Source organism: Nocardioides litoris (assembly GCF_006346315.1).
Classification (GTDB): Bacteria; Actinomycetota; Actinomycetes; order Propionibacteriales; family Nocardioidaceae; genus Nocardioides; species Nocardioides litoris.
In genome coordinates, this window is record NZ_VDMR01000006.1 from 163,542 (window position 1) to 179,485 (window position 15,944).

General features: G+C 74.8%; 15 protein-coding genes. 5 read left to right on the forward strand and 10 right to left on the reverse strand.

Annotated elements, in window-relative coordinates:
- Nucleotides 1–3: 3 nt before the first annotated feature.
- From FJQ57_RS17385 to FJQ57_RS17415, 7 genes are all read right to left on the reverse strand, one after another.
- Nucleotides 4–699, reverse strand: a complete 696-nt coding sequence (locus tag FJQ57_RS17385; RefSeq protein ID WP_246081882.1) for a TetR/AcrR family transcriptional regulator — start codon at nt 697–699, stop codon at nt 4–6.
- Entirely contained in the window at nt 659–1,069 is a 411-nt protein-coding gene (locus FJQ57_RS17390) for a thiol-disulfide oxidoreductase DCC family protein (protein WP_139982744.1), read from the reverse strand. The genes FJQ57_RS17385 and FJQ57_RS17390 overlap by 41 nt, the downstream gene beginning before the upstream one ends.
- A gap of 4 nt (nt 1,070–1,073) precedes the next feature.
- Nucleotides 1,074–1,514 (reverse strand): hypothetical protein, encoded by a 441-nt coding sequence (locus FJQ57_RS17395; protein WP_139982746.1) that lies wholly within the window; start codon nt 1,512–1,514, stop codon nt 1,074–1,076.
- A gap of 63 nt (nt 1,515–1,577) precedes the next feature.
- Nucleotides 1,578–4,127 carry a PQQ-dependent sugar dehydrogenase gene (locus tag FJQ57_RS17400; RefSeq protein WP_170219488.1) on the reverse strand — a complete coding sequence of 850 codons (2,550 nt, stop codon included), beginning with the start codon at nt 4,125–4,127 and terminating at the stop codon, nt 1,578–1,580.
- 137 nt (nt 4,128–4,264) lie between these two features.
- Entirely contained in the window at nt 4,265–5,227 is a 963-nt protein-coding gene (gene trpS / locus FJQ57_RS17405; protein ID WP_139982750.1) for a tryptophan--tRNA ligase, read from the reverse strand.
- 172 nt (nt 5,228–5,399) lie between these two features.
- On the reverse strand, nt 5,400–7,094 hold the full coding sequence (locus FJQ57_RS17410) for a DUF885 domain-containing protein (protein WP_139982752.1): 1,695 nt from the start codon (nt 7,092–7,094) through the stop codon (nt 5,400–5,402).
- Between the two features lie 136 nt (nt 7,095–7,230).
- Entirely contained in the window at nt 7,231–8,529 is a 1,299-nt protein-coding gene (locus FJQ57_RS17415) for a hypothetical protein (protein ID WP_139982754.1), read from the reverse strand.
- Between the two features lie 17 nt (nt 8,530–8,546).
- Here FJQ57_RS17415 and FJQ57_RS17420 point away from each other — a divergent pair, with 17 nt between their 5' ends.
- The 5 genes from FJQ57_RS17420 to FJQ57_RS17440 all read left to right on the forward strand — a co-directional run bounded on the left by FJQ57_RS17420 (nt 8,547) and on the right by FJQ57_RS17440 (nt 12,780).
- Complete coding sequence (locus FJQ57_RS17420; protein WP_246081883.1) at nt 8,547–9,731, forward strand: acetoin utilization protein AcuC; 1,185 nt, start codon at nt 8,547–8,549, stop codon at nt 9,729–9,731.
- A 135-nt stretch (nt 9,732–9,866) separates the two neighbouring features.
- Nucleotides 9,867–10,070: a helix-turn-helix domain-containing protein gene (locus tag FJQ57_RS17425; RefSeq protein ID WP_139982756.1), complete on the forward strand. Its 204-nt coding sequence runs from the start codon at nt 9,867–9,869 to the stop codon at nt 10,068–10,070.
- Between the two features lie 240 nt (nt 10,071–10,310).
- Nucleotides 10,311–10,412: a 30S ribosomal protein bS22 gene (locus tag FJQ57_RS17430; protein WP_008356322.1), complete on the forward strand. Its 102-nt coding sequence runs from the start codon at nt 10,311–10,313 to the stop codon at nt 10,410–10,412.
- Between the two features lie 15 nt (nt 10,413–10,427).
- Nucleotides 10,428–11,591, forward strand: coding sequence for an NAD-dependent epimerase/dehydratase family protein (locus tag FJQ57_RS17435; RefSeq protein ID WP_139982758.1), 1,164 nt, complete (start codon nt 10,428–10,430; stop codon nt 11,589–11,591).
- Nucleotides 11,584–12,780 carry a lysophospholipid acyltransferase family protein gene (locus tag FJQ57_RS17440; RefSeq protein WP_139982760.1) on the forward strand — a complete coding sequence of 399 codons (1,197 nt, stop codon included), beginning with the start codon at nt 11,584–11,586 and terminating at the stop codon, nt 12,778–12,780. Before FJQ57_RS17435 ends, FJQ57_RS17440 begins: the two co-directional genes overlap by 8 nt.
- Nucleotides 12,781–12,881: 101 nt before the next feature.
- Here FJQ57_RS17440 and FJQ57_RS17445 read toward each other — a convergent pair whose 3' ends face one another.
- The 3 genes from FJQ57_RS17445 to FJQ57_RS17455 form a co-directional block, all read right to left on the reverse strand.
- Nucleotides 12,882–14,030, reverse strand: a complete 1,149-nt coding sequence (locus FJQ57_RS17445; protein WP_139982762.1) for a DUF5667 domain-containing protein — start codon at nt 14,028–14,030, stop codon at nt 12,882–12,884.
- Nucleotides 14,031–14,139: 109 nt separating this feature from the next.
- Nucleotides 14,140–14,913, reverse strand: a complete 774-nt coding sequence (locus FJQ57_RS17450; RefSeq protein WP_139982764.1) for a sigma-70 family RNA polymerase sigma factor — start codon at nt 14,911–14,913, stop codon at nt 14,140–14,142.
- 143 nt (nt 14,914–15,056) lie between these two features.
- Entirely contained in the window at nt 15,057–15,938 is an 882-nt protein-coding gene (locus tag FJQ57_RS17455) for an HAD family hydrolase (protein ID WP_139982766.1), read from the reverse strand.
- Nucleotides 15,939–15,944: the final 6 nt, after the last annotated feature.

Here is a 15,944-nt window from a genome sequence, read left to right on the forward strand (position 1 = left end):
GCCCTAGACCGGCGGGCCGGCGGTGCGCAGCGAGCGCAGCAGCTCGAGGAGGTCGTCGACGACGCCGCGGACGCCGGGGAGCCGGGAGAGGCGGACCAGCTTGTCGACCATCGGCACCGCGCGGGCCACGAGGGCGTGCGTGCGGGCCTGGCCGGGACTGCGGTCGTGCACCCAGAACAGCACGATGCCCATGTGCATGAGCCACAGCAGCTCGGGCAGCTCCTCGCGCAGGGCCTTGGCCACCTTGACGTCGGAGCCCGCGACGACCGCGCGGAAGATGTCGGTGCTGGCCTCGCGGGCCGGCGTGGACTCCGGGCTGAACGGCGAGAGCGGGCTCGTGGGCTCGGCGGCGTTCTTGAAGAACTGCCCGGCGAACTCGTGGTTGGGGGCCGCGACCTCCAGCCACGCCTCGAGCACCCCGCGCAGCCGGCGGTCGAAGGCCTGCTCCCGGGCCAGGACCGCCACGGAGCGCTCCGCGTGCTCGACCTGCATGCCGTCGTAGAACGCCTGGATCAGGTGCTCCTTGGAGGCGAAGTAGTAGTAGGCGTTGCCCACCGAGACGCCGGCCTCGCGGGCGATGGCCCGCATCGTGGTGCCGTCGTAGCCGTCGCGGCGGAAGAGCCGCATCGCCGCGTCGGCGATGGTGGCGCGGGTCTGCTCAGCCTTGCTGGTGCGCACGGGGCGCGCAGGTTCCGGCACAGCCGTCAGGGTAGCCACCTCCCCCCGACCCGAGGAGGTGGCGTACGCCGGCCGCGCCGGCGGCGGCGCCACGGGCCAGTGGCAGCAGGTGGGGCTGGGCGAGCCGCTCGGCCGTCCGGCGGAAGCGGCGGGTGGCCCACAGGCACATGACCCACGCGTGCTCCTGGGTCCAGACCGCCCCGTCGTCGCCGACCACGGTGACCTCGCGCAGGGTGCGCGCGTGGTCGAGCCCGGGGAGCAGGGCGCGCGCCTCGGGCGAGCCCGCCGGCACCAGGCGCAGCGGCACGAGCAAGGCCTGGCGCTCCAGCCAGTCACGGAAGCGCGAGCACAGCGGGCACCCGGCGTCGTACAGGACGGTGAGGGCGGTCATGGTCTCAGCGGCCGGGAGCGGGGTAGGGCTGCTGCCCGGCGACGGGGCCCATGGGGCCGGTCCAGGCCTGCGGGGCGACCGGCGCGGTGCGGAAGGAGTCCATGCGCTGGCGGCGCCGCATGCTGCTGAAGACCCACACGTTGGCGAAGTGGACGACGCCGAGCACGAGGGTGACGACGCCGATCTTGACGCTGAGCTGCTCGAGCAGGCCGCGCAGGTCGACCACCGTGTCGCCGCTGCGCAGGTAGAGGCTCACGAAGCCCAGGTTGAGCAGGTAGAACCCGACGACCAGCAGCCGGTTGACCGCGTGGGCGAGCGGCTCGTTGGCGGTGAAGACGTCCTCGAGGAACACCCGCCCGTGCCGCGAGAGGGTCGAGGCGACCCACACGGTCAGCGGGACGGCGACGAGCAGGTAGGTGAGGTAGGTGGCGACGGTCCAGTCCATGGCGGGCTCCTGACGTGGTGTTTGAACGTGTTCAACGCCAGGCTACCCTCATTCTGAACGCGTTCAAACACGGCGGTAGACCGCCGTGGGGGCCGAGGCCCGGTCGGGCACCACGTAGCGGTGCCGCCGGGCGCCCCCGTCGGACCAGCGCACGAAGCGGTAGCGGCGGCCGTCGAGCCGTTGCACCGGCGGCGCCGCGACCCGCAGCGCCGTGCCGACCTGGTGCCGCCGTGCTCGCCCGAGCCCGGCCCGCACCCAGCGCGAGCCCACCCGCAGCCGCAGGCCCGGCACCGACGTCCGCAGCCGCACGGACCGCACCACCGGCACGAACCTCGCGACGTACGACGCCCGCCCGGTCGCCGGGGCCTGGACCGTCACCGTCGGGCCGGCGGCGCCGGTCGCGGTCGACCAGGACGCGAACGCCCACAGCCGCCCGGCCCGCCGCTGCCGCACGGGCGTGCCGAGGACGACCCGCTCGCGCGCGATCCGCCGCTGGGTCGTCGGGGTGGTCGCGCGCTCGCCGTCGACGGTGTGCACGAGCCCGCGCGGGGCGGTGTCGACCGTGGTGGTGACGACCCGTGGCTGCAGCACCCGCTCGACCGAGCTCACCAGGCCGCGACGGTCGGTCGCGGTCGCGGTGAGGACGAGGTGGCTGGGCAGCTCGTGGTCGAAGGCGGTGACCTCCCCGCCCGCGCCGGCGACCGTCTCGACCAGGTGGGCGTGGCAGTCGCCGGGGCAGTGCGCCATCGAGACGCTCCAGCGGAGGTCGGCGGCCGGGAGCGGCCCGTCGTCGGGGTCGGTCGCCGAGCCGGAGAAGGCGATGCGGTCGCCGACCGCCCAGGTCGTGCCGGCCGCGGGCTCGTCGATGGTCACGACCGGCGGCCGGTTGCCGGCCGAGACGACCAGCGTGGCGGTGTCGGTCTCCCCGTCGGGGTCGGTCACCACCAGCCGCACCGGCACGTCGCCGTCGGTGGCGTAGGTGCGCGAGGCCGTGGCGCCGCGGGCGTCGAGCGAGCCGTCGCCGTCGAGGTCCCAGGCGTAGGACAGGGCACCGCCGTCGGGGTCGCTGGAGGTCGAGGCGTCGAGGTCGACGCGCAGCGGCAGCGCGCCCCACGGCGTCGAGGAGGTGATGCGCGCGACGGGGCGAGAGGGGTCGTAGGAGATCCGGTGCACCTTGCCGCGGCCGGGGTCGGGCGTGCCGTCCTCGTCGAACCCGATGTCGACGTAGAACAGGTCGCCGTCGACCCCGGTGAACAGGTCGACCGGGTTGGCCGCCCGCTCGACGAGCAGGGCGGGGGCGGAGGCGTCGGGGACGCCGTCGGCGCCGGCCGGCAGGTACCAGATGCAGTCGCGGGCGTAGTCGCCGAACGCCAGGGCACCTCGGTAGGGCGCGGGCCAGTCCGGGGCCTCGACGAAGGCCAGCGCGGAGATGGAGGTGGTCCCGCGCTTGCACTGCTCGCCGGGCACCACGTCGCCGTCCCGGTCGTAGGTCAGCAGGGGCCGGGTGACCGCGGAGGCGGGCAGTCCGGTGCACAGCGGCCGGTCCATCGAGGTGCGCTGCGTCCCCTCGAAGCAGGGCCACCCGAAGTTGGGCAGCCCGAGGTCGGGCAGCCCGGCGCCCTCGGGCACGCGGTCGATCTCGTCGGCCAGGGTCTCGCCGACGTCGCCGACGTACACCTCCGAGGTGCCGGGCCGGATGGCGAACCGGAACGGGTTGCGGAAGCCGTGGGCGAGCAGGCGCCGGGCGCCCGGGTCGCGGCTCCCCGCGAGCGGGTTGGCGGGCACCCCCTCCCCGGTCGCGGGGTCGACCCGGGCCACCGACCCGGCGAGTCCGGTGGGGTCCCCGGGGGTGCGCACGTCCTGGGACCGCAGCCGGCCGCCCTCGTCGACCGGGTCGCCGCAGGCGTTGCCGAGCTGGCCCCAGTCGGGCTGGTCGAAGCTCGCGCCCTCGCCGCCGGAGGCGTACAGGCGGCCCTCGTCGTCGACCTCGACCGCGCCCGCGGAGTGGCTGTGGAACTGCTGGCACCAGTCCTCGACCAGGACCCGCGGGCTGCCGGCGGTGCCGTCCGTGCCGGCGCCGAGGGTGAAGCGCACCAGTCGGCTGCTGATCTCGCACCCGACCTCGAGCGAGCGCGGGCAGGTGTCGTCGCTGGGGTTGGCGGTCGACCCCCAGGCCGGCACCGCCGCCGGGTCGTCGCCGAGCCGGTGGTTGTAGGCGTGCAGGACGTAGAACCACCCGTTGTCGGTGAAGCCCGGGTCCAGGGCCAGGCCCAGCGCACCCCGGTCGTAGAAGTTGTAGGTCTCCCGACGCAGGTCGAGCACCTCCCGCGTCCGCGGGCCGCCCGGCGCACCGAGGTCGTCGACCTCGAGCACCACCCCGTCCTTCTCCAGCACCAGCAGCCGCCCGTCGGCGGCCTGCTCGGCCGCCGTCGGCTGCTCGAGGCCGGCGACCACCACCTCGTCGCGGAAGCCGGAAGGCAGCTCGGCGGCGCCTGTGACGGGGGCGGCCACCGCCAGCGGGTGGTCGTGCCCGCCGGTCCCACCGGTCCCGCCGGTCCCGTCGTGGGCGCTCGCCGTGGCGGGCAGCAGGAGCAGGACCGCGACGGCGCTCACGGTCCGGCGCAGGACGGTTCGGTGCACGGTGACCCCCCGGGACGGCCGTCGTGTGGGGGGACGGTGAGGCACGCTAGCCCCGACCCGCTGTCCGCGTCGCCCGTTCGCAGGAGTCCGCCCGGCTGCGACGTCCGGCCTCACAGCCCCATCGCCGTGCGGGCCGCGGCCAGCACGGGCTCGGTCACCGTGCGGGCCCGCTCCTCCCCGCGGCGGTAGACGTCCGCGACGTGCGCCGGGTCGGCCGCTAGCGCGGCGTACCGCGCCTGGAGCGGCTCAAGCTCGGCCACCACGGCGTCGGTGACCGCCCGCTTGAGCGCGCCGTACGTCGTCAGGCCGGCCGCCGAGCCGCCGCACGCCTCGAGCACCTCGAGCAGGTTGGTCACGCCGGGCTTGGCCTCCCGGTCGCGGCGCACGGCGTCGGGGCCGGTGTCGCTGTCGGTGACCGCCCGGGCCACCTTGCGGCGCACCACGTCGGGCGGGTCGAGGAGCAGCACCGAGCCCGCCGGGTCGGCCGACTTCGACATCTTGCGGGTGGGGTGCGCCAGGTCCATGACCCGGGCCCGGCCTCCCGCGGCCGTGACGACCTCGGGCACCACGAACACCTCCCCGTACCGGCGGTGGAAGCGCAGCGCGAGGTCGCGGGTGAGCTCGACGTGCTGGCGCTGGTCGTCGCCGACCGGCACCACCGCGGGCCGGTAGAGCAGGATGTCGGCCGCCATCAGGGCCGGGTAGGTGAACAGCGACGTGCGCACCGAGTCGGCGCTGCCGGCCCGGCGCTTCTCGCGGTACTGCGTCATCCGGCCCAGCTCGCCGGTCGTGACGACGCACTCGAGCAGGTAGCCGAGCTGGGCGTGGGCCGGCACCCGGCTCTGCCGGAACAGGGTCGCGCGGTCCAGCCCGGCCGCGAGGAGCAGGGTGGCCATCTCGGTGGTGTGGGCGCGCAGGGCGACCGGGTCGTGCTCGGTGGTCATCGCGTGCAGGTCGGCGATGCCGTAGAAGGCGTCGTCCTGGCGCTCCCGCATCGGGTGCAGGGCGCCGAGCAGGCTGCCGAGCGTGAGGCGGCCGGACGGGGTGAGCAGGGACAGGGTGCGGGTGGTCATGGGTGGCTCCGGGGTCGAGGTCGCCCCGGGGCCCGTCGTGCCGACAACGCAGCACGGCCGCCCGAGGGCGGCCGTGTCTGGGTGAGGTGCGTCAGAGGATGGTCCGCCGGGTCAGGCGGGCCACCACGCGGTCGTCACGAGGACGGCGGTCGTCAGCACGAGCGCGATGCTCTCACGGGAGCCGGGCCGCGACCACCTCGTCCAGCACGCCGAGCGGCAGCGAGCCCGAGTCGAGGACCGCGGAGTGGAAGCGGCGCACGTCGAACGCCTCGCCCTGCCGCTCCTCGGCCGCGCGCCGGATCCGCTCGATCTCGACCCGGCCCACCATGTAGGAGCAGGCCTGGCCGGGCATCGTGATGTAGCGGTCGACCTCGGGCCGCACGACGCCCTCGGCGAGCGGCGAGTTGTCCAGCATGTACTGCACGGCCTGCTCCCGGCTCCAGCCGAGCGCGTGCAGCCCGGTGTCGACGACGAGCCGGCACGCGCGCATCGAGTCGGCGGCGTACATGCCCATCCGGTCGACGGGGGAGGTGTAGAGGCCCATCTCGTCGGCCAGCCGCTCGGTGTAGAGGCCCCAGCCCTCGGCGTAGGCCGAGTTGTGGAGGTGCTTGCGGAACTCCGGCACCGCGTCGAGCTCGGCGGCGATGGCCAGCTGCAGGTGGTGGCCCGGGATGCCCTCGTGGAAGGCCATCGCCTCCAGCTCGAAGGTGCCCCACGACGTCGGGTCGTCGACGTTGATGAAGAACGTGCCGCCCCGGCTGCCGTCGCCCGCGGGCGGGAAGTAGAACGCCTTGGCGCCGCTCGTGGTCGAGCGCACCTCGCACGGCGCCTGCGGCAGCACCTCGAACCAGTCGGGCATCGCGTCCCACGCCCGCTGCATCGCGACCTCGGACGCGGTCACCAGCTGCTCGCCCTCGGTGAAGTGCAGGGCGGGGTCGGTGCGCATGGCCTCGAAGATCTGCGCCAGGTCGTCGGTGCCGACGACGTCGGGCCCGAGCGAGCGGTACTCCTCGGCCAGCTTGGCCACCGTGGCCAGGCCGAGGTCGTGGATCTCCTGCGCGGTCTTGTCGGTGGTCGTGTAGTAGCGCAGCAGTGCGGCGTACGTCGCCTCGCCGTCGGGCAGCGCGGCCAGGCCGCACCGGTCGTCGGGCCGGGCGTGGGGGAGCACCTCGTCGCGGAGCACGTCGCGGAACGCGGCCATCGCCGGCCGCAGCTCGTCGGCGACCACGGCGGTGACCGCCGCGCGGAAGGACTCGGCGTCGACCTCGGCGGGGGCGGCGGGGAGCGCGGCCAGCACCGGGTCGTCGGCCACGTCGGTCCCGAGGATCGCGTCGAGCTGGGCCACGGTGTCGGTCACCGCGAACGCCGCGGGGGTGCGGCCCGACGCCACGCCCTCCCGCAGCCGGTCGGCCTCCTCGCCGTAGGCCCGGGCGACGCCGTGCAGCTTCTCGAGCAGCGCCTGGGCCACGGTGGCGTCGGGCAGCGCGAACATGCCCACGAGGATCGGCACCATCGCCTGCGAGCCGAAGATCGGGTTGGCGCCGGTCAGCTCGGCCAGCCGCGCCTCGAGCCGGTCGGCGGTCGAGGTGGCCGTCTGCAGGAGCACGGCCCGGGTGGTGCGCTGCTGGGCGTCGAGCGCGCCGGGGTCGATCGACTCCGCGTCGGCGGCGAAGGTGCGCAGCGCCTCGACCTGCCGGTCCTCCGCAGCCCGGGAGAGGTCCTCGTAGAACGCGGCGTAGCGGTAGAGGCCGAGCAGGTGGGCCTCGGTGGGGTTGGTCTCGAGGTAGTAGTCCCAGAAGGCCGACGCCAGCGTCGTGAGGTCCTCGCTGGCGGTCTGGCTGGGGTCGGTGATCCCGGTCTCGCTCATGCCTCACGACCCTAGACCCGGCCTCGGACAGTGGTCCCGGGACAGGCGCCAGGGCGCCTTCCTCGACCACAGCGCGGCCCGGGCCGGACGGTGGTCGAGGAGGGCCGCCAGGCCCGTCTCGAGACCACGCAGCCGCTCAGGGCGGGTAGTCGCCGTACATCCCCGGCAGCGGGGAGAAGACGACCAGCCAGCCGACCCAGCCGACCTGGCCGAGGACCCCGAGCACGACCCACAGCGCCGTGCGCGCCCGCCACCAGCGCGGCTCGGGCCGGTGCACCCCGACGAGCACGACGGCCAGCGGGAAGAGCGGCAGCAGGTAGCGGAAGATGCTGGTGTGGCCGTCGACGACGGCCAGGAGGTAGAGCGCGTACGCCGCCGACCAGACCCGCAGGCGCAGGTCGAGCCCCGCGCCCAGCCGGGGCACCAGCAGGGCCAGCGCGAGCAGGAGCGGGACGGCGATGCCGAGCGCGGGCAGCACGTAGATCCGGTCGTGGGTGTCGAGTGCCGCGCGCACGGTGCGCTCCCACGGCTCCAGGAACCGGATCTGGTCCTCGCCGCGCCAGGCGGTCATGGTGGCGGGGTAGGCGTCGCGGCGGCCCGTGCCGACGGCGGCCACCGCGGTCCACAGCAGGCCCGACAGGCCGGTCAGGCCGAGGGCGGCGACCATGCCGACCCGCTCGGCGGTGCCGATCGGACGCTCCTCGCGCTGCCGCCACCGCATCCCCAGGGCCACGACCACGACCACCACGAGCGGGAGCGCGATGGGCCGGGTCAGCCCCAGCGCGAGTGCGGTGGCGCCGGTGGCCCACCAGCCCCAGGTGCGCTCGCGCACCAGGAACCACAAGAACGTGACCAGCAGCAGCATCGAGGACGACTCGGTGTAGGCCATCTGCAGCACCGGCGCGACGGGCCACGCCGCCCACACCGCCACCGCGGCCAGCGCCATCGCCTCCGCGCCCGGCCGGCGGGGGAGGGTGTCGACGAGCAGGCGCGCCATCACCATCGCCGCGCCGAGGCCGGCCAGCACGGCCAGCAGCGGCGCGACGGTGCCGAAGCCGGCGCCGGTCAGCGCCATGACCAGCCGGACGGCGTACGGGTAGACGGGGTAGAACGCCCACGGGTTCTGCTCGACCCGGCCGGTGTCGGGGCTGACCGGCAGGGAGTCGGGGTAGCCGTCCTCGGCGATCCGCTGGTACCAGACGGCGTCCCAGTTCAGGGCCAGGTCGATGTCGCCCTCGGCCGGCCCCTGCACGCCGGGGTAGAAGCCCGCGCCGTCGGCCGCGCGGCTCATCAGGACCGCGGTCACCACCCGCAGCACGAGGTAGACCGCGCCGGCCCGCACCCACAGCGGCAGCCCGGACACCGCCGCCCACGGCCCACCGCCGCGGCGCAGGTCGAGGTCGCGCGGGGCTCGCGACGTGGGAGGGGCGGTCATGTGGCTAGTGTCGCAAGGTGCCCTCGTGCCCCGGTCCGGCGTCCGTCGTCTTCGACGAGCGCCTCACCTCCTACGACTTCGGGCCCACCCACCCGATGTCGCCGGTGCGGGTCGACCTCACGATGCGCCTGGCCCGCGCCCTCGGGGTCGTCGGCGAGCGGCTCGAGGTCGTGACGGCCCGCCCGGCGTCGTACGACGAGCTGCGGGCCGTGCACACCGCCGACCTGCTCGCCGCGGTCGCCGCCGGGCGCCCGGACGAGCGCCACGGCCTCGGCACGCCCGACGACCCGGTCTTCGCCGGCATGCACGAGGCGGCCGCGCTCGTGGCCGGCGCCACGGTCGAGGCGTGCCGCCAGGTGTGGTCCGGCGAGCGGCGGCACAGCGCCAACGTCGCCGGCGGGCTGCACCACGCGATGGCCGACCGGGCCAGCGGCTTCTGCGTCTACAACGACGCCGCCGTCGGCATCGCCCAGCTGCTGGCGATGGGCGCCGAGCGGGTCGCCTACGTCGACGTCGACGCCCACCACGGCGACGGCGTCGAGGCGGCGTTCCGCGACGACCCCCGGGTGCTGACGATCTCGCTGCACGAGTCGGGGCAGTTCCTCTTCCCCGGCACCGGGTCCTCCGACGACGTCGGTGGCCCCGGCGCCGAGGGCTTCGCGGTCAACGTGCCGCTCCCGCCCCGCACCGGCGACGCCGGGTGGCTGCGCGCCTTCCACGCCGTCGTGCCCGAGCTGCTGCGCGAGGTCCGGCCGCAGGTGCTCGTGACCCAGCACGGCTGCGACTCCCACCGCGACGACCCGCTGGCCGACCTCGCGCTCAGCGTCGACGCCCAGCGCGCGGCCGCGGTCGCGCTGCACGACCTGGCCCACGAGGTGTGCGACGGACGGTGGGTCGCCCTCGGCGGCGGTGGGTACGCCGTGACCACGGTCGTCCCCCGTGCCTGGACCCACCTGCTCGCGACCGTGGCGGGCCGGCCCCTCGACGTCGCGACCCCGCTGCCGGAGGCCTGGCGGGCGCGGGTCGAGGAGCTGATCGGCGAGCCCGGGCCGGAGCGGATGGGTGACCGGGAGCCCGGTGACGAGCCCGGTTTCACCCCCTGGGACCAGGGCTACGACCCCGCCGACGACCTCGACCGGGCCGTCCACGCGACCCGTGCAGCGGTCTTCCCGTACCACGGGCTCGATCCCCAGGCTTGGTAGGCTCGCCGGGACTCACAAGTTCCATCCGGCAAATCCTTCCCCACCAGTCACACCAAGCCCTATTGTCTGCTTCGTCGCGCCCGTGTCATCACCGGTGGGGAAGCCGGTGGCGGACGCAGAGAAAGCTGGTGCCCCATGTCGAGCTCGTCCGGAGGCTTGTCCGACCCCAAGTTCCTCACCATCGCCGAGGTCGCCGCGATCATGCGCGTCTCGAAGATGACCGTGTACCGCCTGGTGCACGGTGGTGACCTCCCCGCCGTGCGCGTGGGGCGGTCGTTCCGCGTCTCGGAGGAGGACGTGGACGAGTACCTGCGCAAGAGCTTCTACTCGGCCGGCTGACGCGTCGACCGGTCGCCCGGACGACGGGCGGCCGGTCCCCGTCGACCGTCCCGCGGGCGTCCTCGCGCGCCCCGGGTCGGTCGCCGGCGTCCGGGACCCCCACGCGTCGCCGTACGACGTGCGGCGCTCCGCGCGGCGGTCCTGTGACGGACGCGATTCCGTACCCGCTGCGGGTGCCGGTTAGGCTTGCCGTCTGCCCGGGTCCCCGGGTGGTCGTTGCACGTTCGAGAGTTGGGTTCCGTGGGTTCCGTCATCAAGAAGCGCCGCAAGCGCATGGCCAAGAAGAAGCACCGCAAGCTGCTGAAGAAGACGCGCGTGCAGCGTCGCAAGCTCGGCAAGTAGCGCCGCTCCTTCGCCATGTCCGGGGGCGGCGGCAAGGTCGTGCTGGTCACCGGGGTCTCCCGTGACCTCGGTCGCCGCTGCGCCCGCGCGATCGCCGAGGACCCCTCGGTGCGCCGCGTCATCGGCGTCGACGTCGTGCCGCCCCGCGGTGACGTCGGCGGCGTGTCGTTCGTGCGCGCCGACATCCGCAACCCGGTCATCGCGAAGATCATCGCCAAGGAGGACGTCGACACCGTCGTCCACATGAGCGTCATCGCGACCCCCGGCACCGCCGGGGGTCGGAGCACGATGAAGGAGCTCAACGTCATCGGGACGATGCAGCTCCTCGCCGCCTGCCAGAAGGCGCCCAGCGTGCGCGACCTGGTCGTGAAGTCGACGACCACCGTGTACGGCGCCAGCAACCGCGACCCGGCGATGTTCACCGAGGGCATGGAGCCGCGCCGCGCCCCGCGCGCCGGCTACGCCAAGGACGTCGCCGAGATCGAGGGCTACGTGCGCGGCTTCGCCCGTCGGCGCACCGACGTCCGGGTGACGATGCTGCGCTGCGCCAACGTCATTGGGCCCCACGTGGTCAGCCCGATCACCTCCTACTTCCGGCTCCCGGTGGTCCCGACCGTGCTCGGCTACGACGCCCGGATGCAGTTCCTGCACGAGGACGACCTGCAGGCCGTCCTCCAGCACGCCGTCTCCACCGACGTCGCCGGCACCTTCAACGTCGCCGGCGACGGCGTCCTGATGCTGAGCCAGGCCGTGCGCCGCCTCCAGCGCCCGGCCGTCCCGCTGCCCGGCTTCGCCGTCGGCTCGCTCGGCTCGGCCCTGCGCTCGGCGCGGGTGGCCGACTTCTCGCCCGAGCAGCAGTCGTTCCTCACCTACGGCCGCGGCGTCGACACCACCGCGATGCACGAGGTCCTCGGCTTCCGTCCGCGCTACACGACCGCCGAGGCCTTCGCCGACTTCGCCTCCGGCCTGCCCCCGACCGGCGGGCGCGCCGAGCGCGCCCTGGCCGGCGTCGCCGAGCGGCTGCCCAGCACGCCGGCGTACGCCGCCCCCTCGGCCCTGCCCGGCGCGCCCGGCGCCGTGGGTGGCGACGACAGCACGGTGCTCAGCCTCGCCGCGGCGCGCACCCCCGCCCGGTCCGCACGCGCGCACCGCGGCCAGGGGGGTGGTCGCCGTGGGTGACGCCGAGATCATCCCGATCGGCACCCGGGGCAAGCCCGGGCGCGGCACCGGCAAGGCCCCCTCGTCGGCGGCCCGCGGCCTCGCGGCCGGCGGCCGGTCAGCCGAGCCCACCGACCCGCCGACCGACCCGCCGGTCGACCCGCCGGCCGACGAGGCCATCCCGCCGGCCGCACCTGGCGAGCCAGGCGCGCCCGAGGCCCCCGTCGAGGTGGACGTCGAGGTGGAGGTCGAGGAGACCGCGGTCGTCGCCGCGGGCACGTCCTCCGTCGCCGCCCGCGAGCGCCACCCGCTGGCCGGCATCCCGGTCTCGGCCTGGCTCTCGGCGTTCCAGCAGGCCGCGGTCGAGGTCTTCGGCGAGCACTGGGAGCCTCGGCTGGCCCAGTTCCTGGCCTTCCTGCGCCGGCGGGTCACCGGCGACTACGTCGTCGACGAGTACGGCTTCGACGCCGAGATCACCCAGTCCTTCTTCATGGCGGCGCTGCGGCCCATCGCCCAGCAGTGGTTCCGCATCGAGCTGCGCGGCGTCGACAACATCCCGACCGACGGCGGCGCGCTGGTCGTGTCCAACCACTCCGGCACGATCCCGGTCGACGGCCTGATGACGATGGTCTCGATCCACGACGCCACCGGACGCCACCTGCGCCCGCTCGGGGCCGACCTCGTGTTCCGGATGCCGGTGGTCTCCTCCCTCGCCCGCAAGAGCGGCGCCACCCTCGCCTGCAGCGAGGACGCCGAGCGGATGCTGCGCGACGGCGAGCTCGTCGGGGTATGGCCCGAGGGGTTCAAGGGCATCGGCAAGCCCTACTCACAGCGCTACAAGCTGCAGCGCTTCGGCCGCGGCGGCTTCGTCTCCGCCGCCCTGCGCACCGGTGTGCCGATCGTGCCGCTCGCGGTCGTCGGCGCCGAGGAGATCTACCCCCTCGTCGGCAACATCCCCGCGCTCGCCCGGCTGCTCGGCGTCCCCTACATCCCGATCACGCCGCTGTTCCCGCTGCTCGGCCCGCTCGGCCTGGTGCCGCTGCCGTCCAAGTGGCTGCTGGAGTTCGGCGAGCCCATCCGCACCGACGAGTACGACGACGGCGCGGCCGACGACCCGATGCTCGTCTTCGACGTCACCGACCAGGTGCGCGAGACCATCCAGCAGACGCTCTACTCGCTGCTGGTGCAGCGGGAGTCCGTCTTCCGCTGACCCGTCCGCCGGGGGTGGGACACCGACCGTCCGAGCGCCGCCGACGGTCGCCAGGTCACCGCGAGCCCCGGCCGGAGCCGGCTCGCACCGTGCTGCCCAGGCTAGGGCTGGCCGGAGCCGCCGAGCAGCTTGTCGACGGTGCCGAGCGTGTCGTCGAGCAGGCCGCCGAGCGGGTTCTTGACCCCGGTGACGATGTCGCCGAGCGGGTCCTTGGTCGACGGCCGCGGAGCCTCGGGGGCGCGCGGAGGCGTCGGGAGGGTCGGGGTCTGCGGGGTCTCGGGCGTCTTCGACGGGGCGGTGGGCGCCGGGGCGGGGTCGCTGCCGGCGGTGGCGCCGCTGCGGCCCTTGGCCGGCGCGGAGCCGCCGGGGCGCTGGGTCGGGGTGGCGGCGCGCGGGGCGTCGGCCTCGACCTCGTCGAGCAGCGGCCCGAGGGCCGCGGTCTCGACGAGCTCGTCGAGGAGCGGGAGGGTGCTGCAGCTCGGGCAGGCGTCGTAGGCGCGCTGGGTGATGCGGTCGATGACCTGGGTCGCCTCGACCAGTGAACCGCGCACGTCGACGGGGACGAGACCCTCGAGCGCCTGCAGCGACTCCAGGCTCTGTGCGGTGAAGGAGCGCAGCTCCTGGAGCGAGGACTCGCGGCCGGTCACGGCGAAGTCGCTGATCAGCAGGTCGCTGGCCTCCTCGGCCTGGGCCGTGAAGTCGGCCAGCGTCTCGGCGATGACGGCCGGGTCCTGCTCACCGGAGCGGCTGAGCTCGTCGACCTCGTCGAGGCGCCCGGCGGCGTTGTCGAGCAGGGTGGCGCCCTTGCCCTCGGGGTCGCGCACCGCCGTGACGTGCACCTGCTCCAGGGCCCGCTTGAGGGGGTAGAGGGTGTCACCGGGCAGGGCCGACTGGGCCGCGACCGACATCGAGGTCGAGGCGCTGACCAGGGCGAAGCCGCCGACCAGGGCAGCGACGCGGCGCTCGCGTCGGCGCGTGCGGGTCGAGGTGGTGGTGCGCGCGGTGGCGGCGGGGACGGGCGTCGGCTCGGCTGCGACCAGCTCGGTCTCCGCGGCCAGCAGCAGCCGGCTGCGCAGGTCGGAGACGAACGCGGGCCGCGCCTCGGGGGCCGGGGCGCTGCGCAGCGCGGCGACCAGCTCCAGCATGCGGGCGGTCTCGAGGTCCTGGGCCTCCCCGGCGGCGCGCGTCGAGGAGCCCTCGAGCAGCGAGCTGAAGCGCTCGGCGCGGCGTCGCGCGAACACGGGGTTCATCGGGTCCGTCCTGGGGATGCGGGGGCGGCTGTCAGCGACTCCAACGAGGCCGGTGCGGCCGGGGTTACGGCCGGGGCGCGGGTGATGTGGACGAGAGGGGTGAGGTGCGTCATCGATCGCGGATCCCCTCGGGCATCAGCTTGGCCAGGTTGCGCACCCCGCGCAGCTGCAGCTGCTTGACGGCGCCGTCGCTGCGCCCGAGGGCGGCCGCGGTCTCGGCGATGCTCATGTCCTGCAGGAAGCGCATGACGAGGCAGTCGCGCTGCTCGTCGGGCAGCTGGGTGAGGGCCTCGAGCAGCAGCTCGTGGGTGATGCCGGCCAGCACGACCGACTCGGGGCCCTCGGTCGTGTCGTCGTGCGCCCCCATGTCCTCGGTCGTGGTCTCGAGGCGGGTGCGGCCGGCCTTGAAGTGGTCGACGGCGAGGTTGCGCGCGATGGTCATCAGCCAGGCGCCGAAGTCCTTGCCCTGCCAGCGGAACGACGTCATGTTGCGCAGCGCGCGGAAGAACGTCTCCGAGGTGAGGTCCTCGGCGAGCGCGGCCGACCGGGTGCGGTAGAAGAGGAAGCGGTAGACCGAGGGCTGGTAGTGGTCGTAGAGCTGGCCGAACGCCTCGGCGTCACCGCCGCGGGCCAGCTCGACCAGCGCGATCAGCCGCGTGCGGTCGGTCTCGGACTCCTCCGAGGAGGTGGCCAGGCCGGCGTCGCCGTAGCGGCCGCCCGGCTCGGGGCCCGGCCCGACGTCGTACCCCTCGGAGACGGCCTCGGTGAGCAGCATCCCGGTCCCGGCCCCGCCGGCGACCGCCGGGACGGGCTGGAGGGCGCGCAGGACGGCGGCGCGCAGGGACTCGAGCCCGCGCGTGACGTCCGGCCTCGACCGAGGCATGTGCCCTCCCAGGACGGGCTCCCTCCAGAGCCCTTCTGGCGAGGGTAGATCAGCGGCAGCACACCCGTACACCAAAGCGGGCAGCCGAGGGGTCTGGACCACGAGGTGATCTGCGTCACGTGGCCGGGGCCGTCGGCGACGGGTCAGCGGCGACCGCGCAGGGCGATGCCGGCCGCGACGGCACCGGTGACCGCGCCGGCCACCCCGCCGACGACCACGCCGGCGCGCGCGGCCTTGCGGCCGGTGCGGTAGTCGCGGACCCGCCAGCCGTGCTCGCGGGCGTGGGCCCGCAGGCGGGCGTCGGGGTTGATGGCCACGGGGTGGCCCACCAGGCCCAGCATCGGCAGGTCGTTGACCGAGTCGGAGTACGCCGAGCAGCGGGCCAGGTCGAGGCCCTCGCGCACCGCGAGGGCCTTGATGGCCTCGGCCTTGGCGGGCCCGTGGAGGAGGTCGCCGACGAGCTGTCCGGTGTAGACGCCGTCGACGTGCTCGGAGACCGTGCCCATGGCCCCGGTCAGCCCGAGCCGCCGCGCGATGATCTGGGCGATCTCGATGGGGGCGGCGGTGACCAGCCAGACCCGCTGCCCCTGGTCGAGGTGCAGCTGGGCGAGCGCGCGGGTGCCGGGCCAGATGCGGTGGGCCATCACCTCGTCGAAGATCTCCTCGCCGAGCTCCTCCAGCTCGGCGACGGTGTGGCCGGCGATGAACCCGAGCGCGGAGTTGCGGGTCTCGGCGATGTGGTCGGGGTCCTCGACCCCGACGACGCGGAAGTAGAGCTGCATCCACATCGCGCCGAGGATGTCCTTGGTCGTGAAGAACTTGCGCCGGTGCAGCCCCTTGGCGAGGTGGAAGATGCTCGCGCCCTGCATCACGGTGTTGTCGACGTCGAAGAACGCCGCGGCCGCCGGGTCGCCCGGGGCCTCCAGCGCGGACTCGACCTCGGTCGCCGCGGCCGCCGCCTCGCCGGCCAGGACGGAGCGCTGCCGCAGGTCGAGCGGTCGACGCTGCTTCTCGGCGGGGGCCACGGGGCC

Coding starts and splice junctions, on each gene's coding strand:
- FJQ57_RS17415 (WP_139982754.1), bottom strand. CDS start 8,529: ATGACCGCCCCTCCCACGTCGCGAGCCCCGCGCGACCTCGACCTGCGC.
- FJQ57_RS17410 (WP_139982752.1), bottom strand. CDS start 7,094: ATGAGCGAGACCGGGATCACCGACCCCAGCCAGACCGCCAGCGAGGAC.
- FJQ57_RS17425 (WP_139982756.1), top strand. CDS start 9,867: ATGTCGAGCTCGTCCGGAGGCTTGTCCGACCCCAAGTTCCTCACCATC.
- FJQ57_RS17395 (WP_139982746.1), bottom strand. CDS start 1,514: ATGGACTGGACCGTCGCCACCTACCTCACCTACCTGCTCGTCGCCGTC.
- FJQ57_RS17445 (WP_139982762.1), bottom strand. CDS start 14,030: ATGAACCCCGTGTTCGCGCGACGCCGCGCCGAGCGCTTCAGCTCGCTG.
- FJQ57_RS17450 (WP_139982764.1), bottom strand. CDS start 14,913: ATGCCTCGGTCGAGGCCGGACGTCACGCGCGGGCTCGAGTCCCTGCGC.
- FJQ57_RS17390 (WP_139982744.1), bottom strand. CDS start 1,069: ATGACCGCCCTCACCGTCCTGTACGACGCCGGGTGCCCGCTGTGCTCG.
- trpS (WP_139982750.1), bottom strand. CDS start 5,227: ATGACCACCCGCACCCTGTCCCTGCTCACCCCGTCCGGCCGCCTCACG.
- FJQ57_RS17435 (WP_139982758.1), top strand. CDS start 10,428: ATGTCCGGGGGCGGCGGCAAGGTCGTGCTGGTCACCGGGGTCTCCCGT.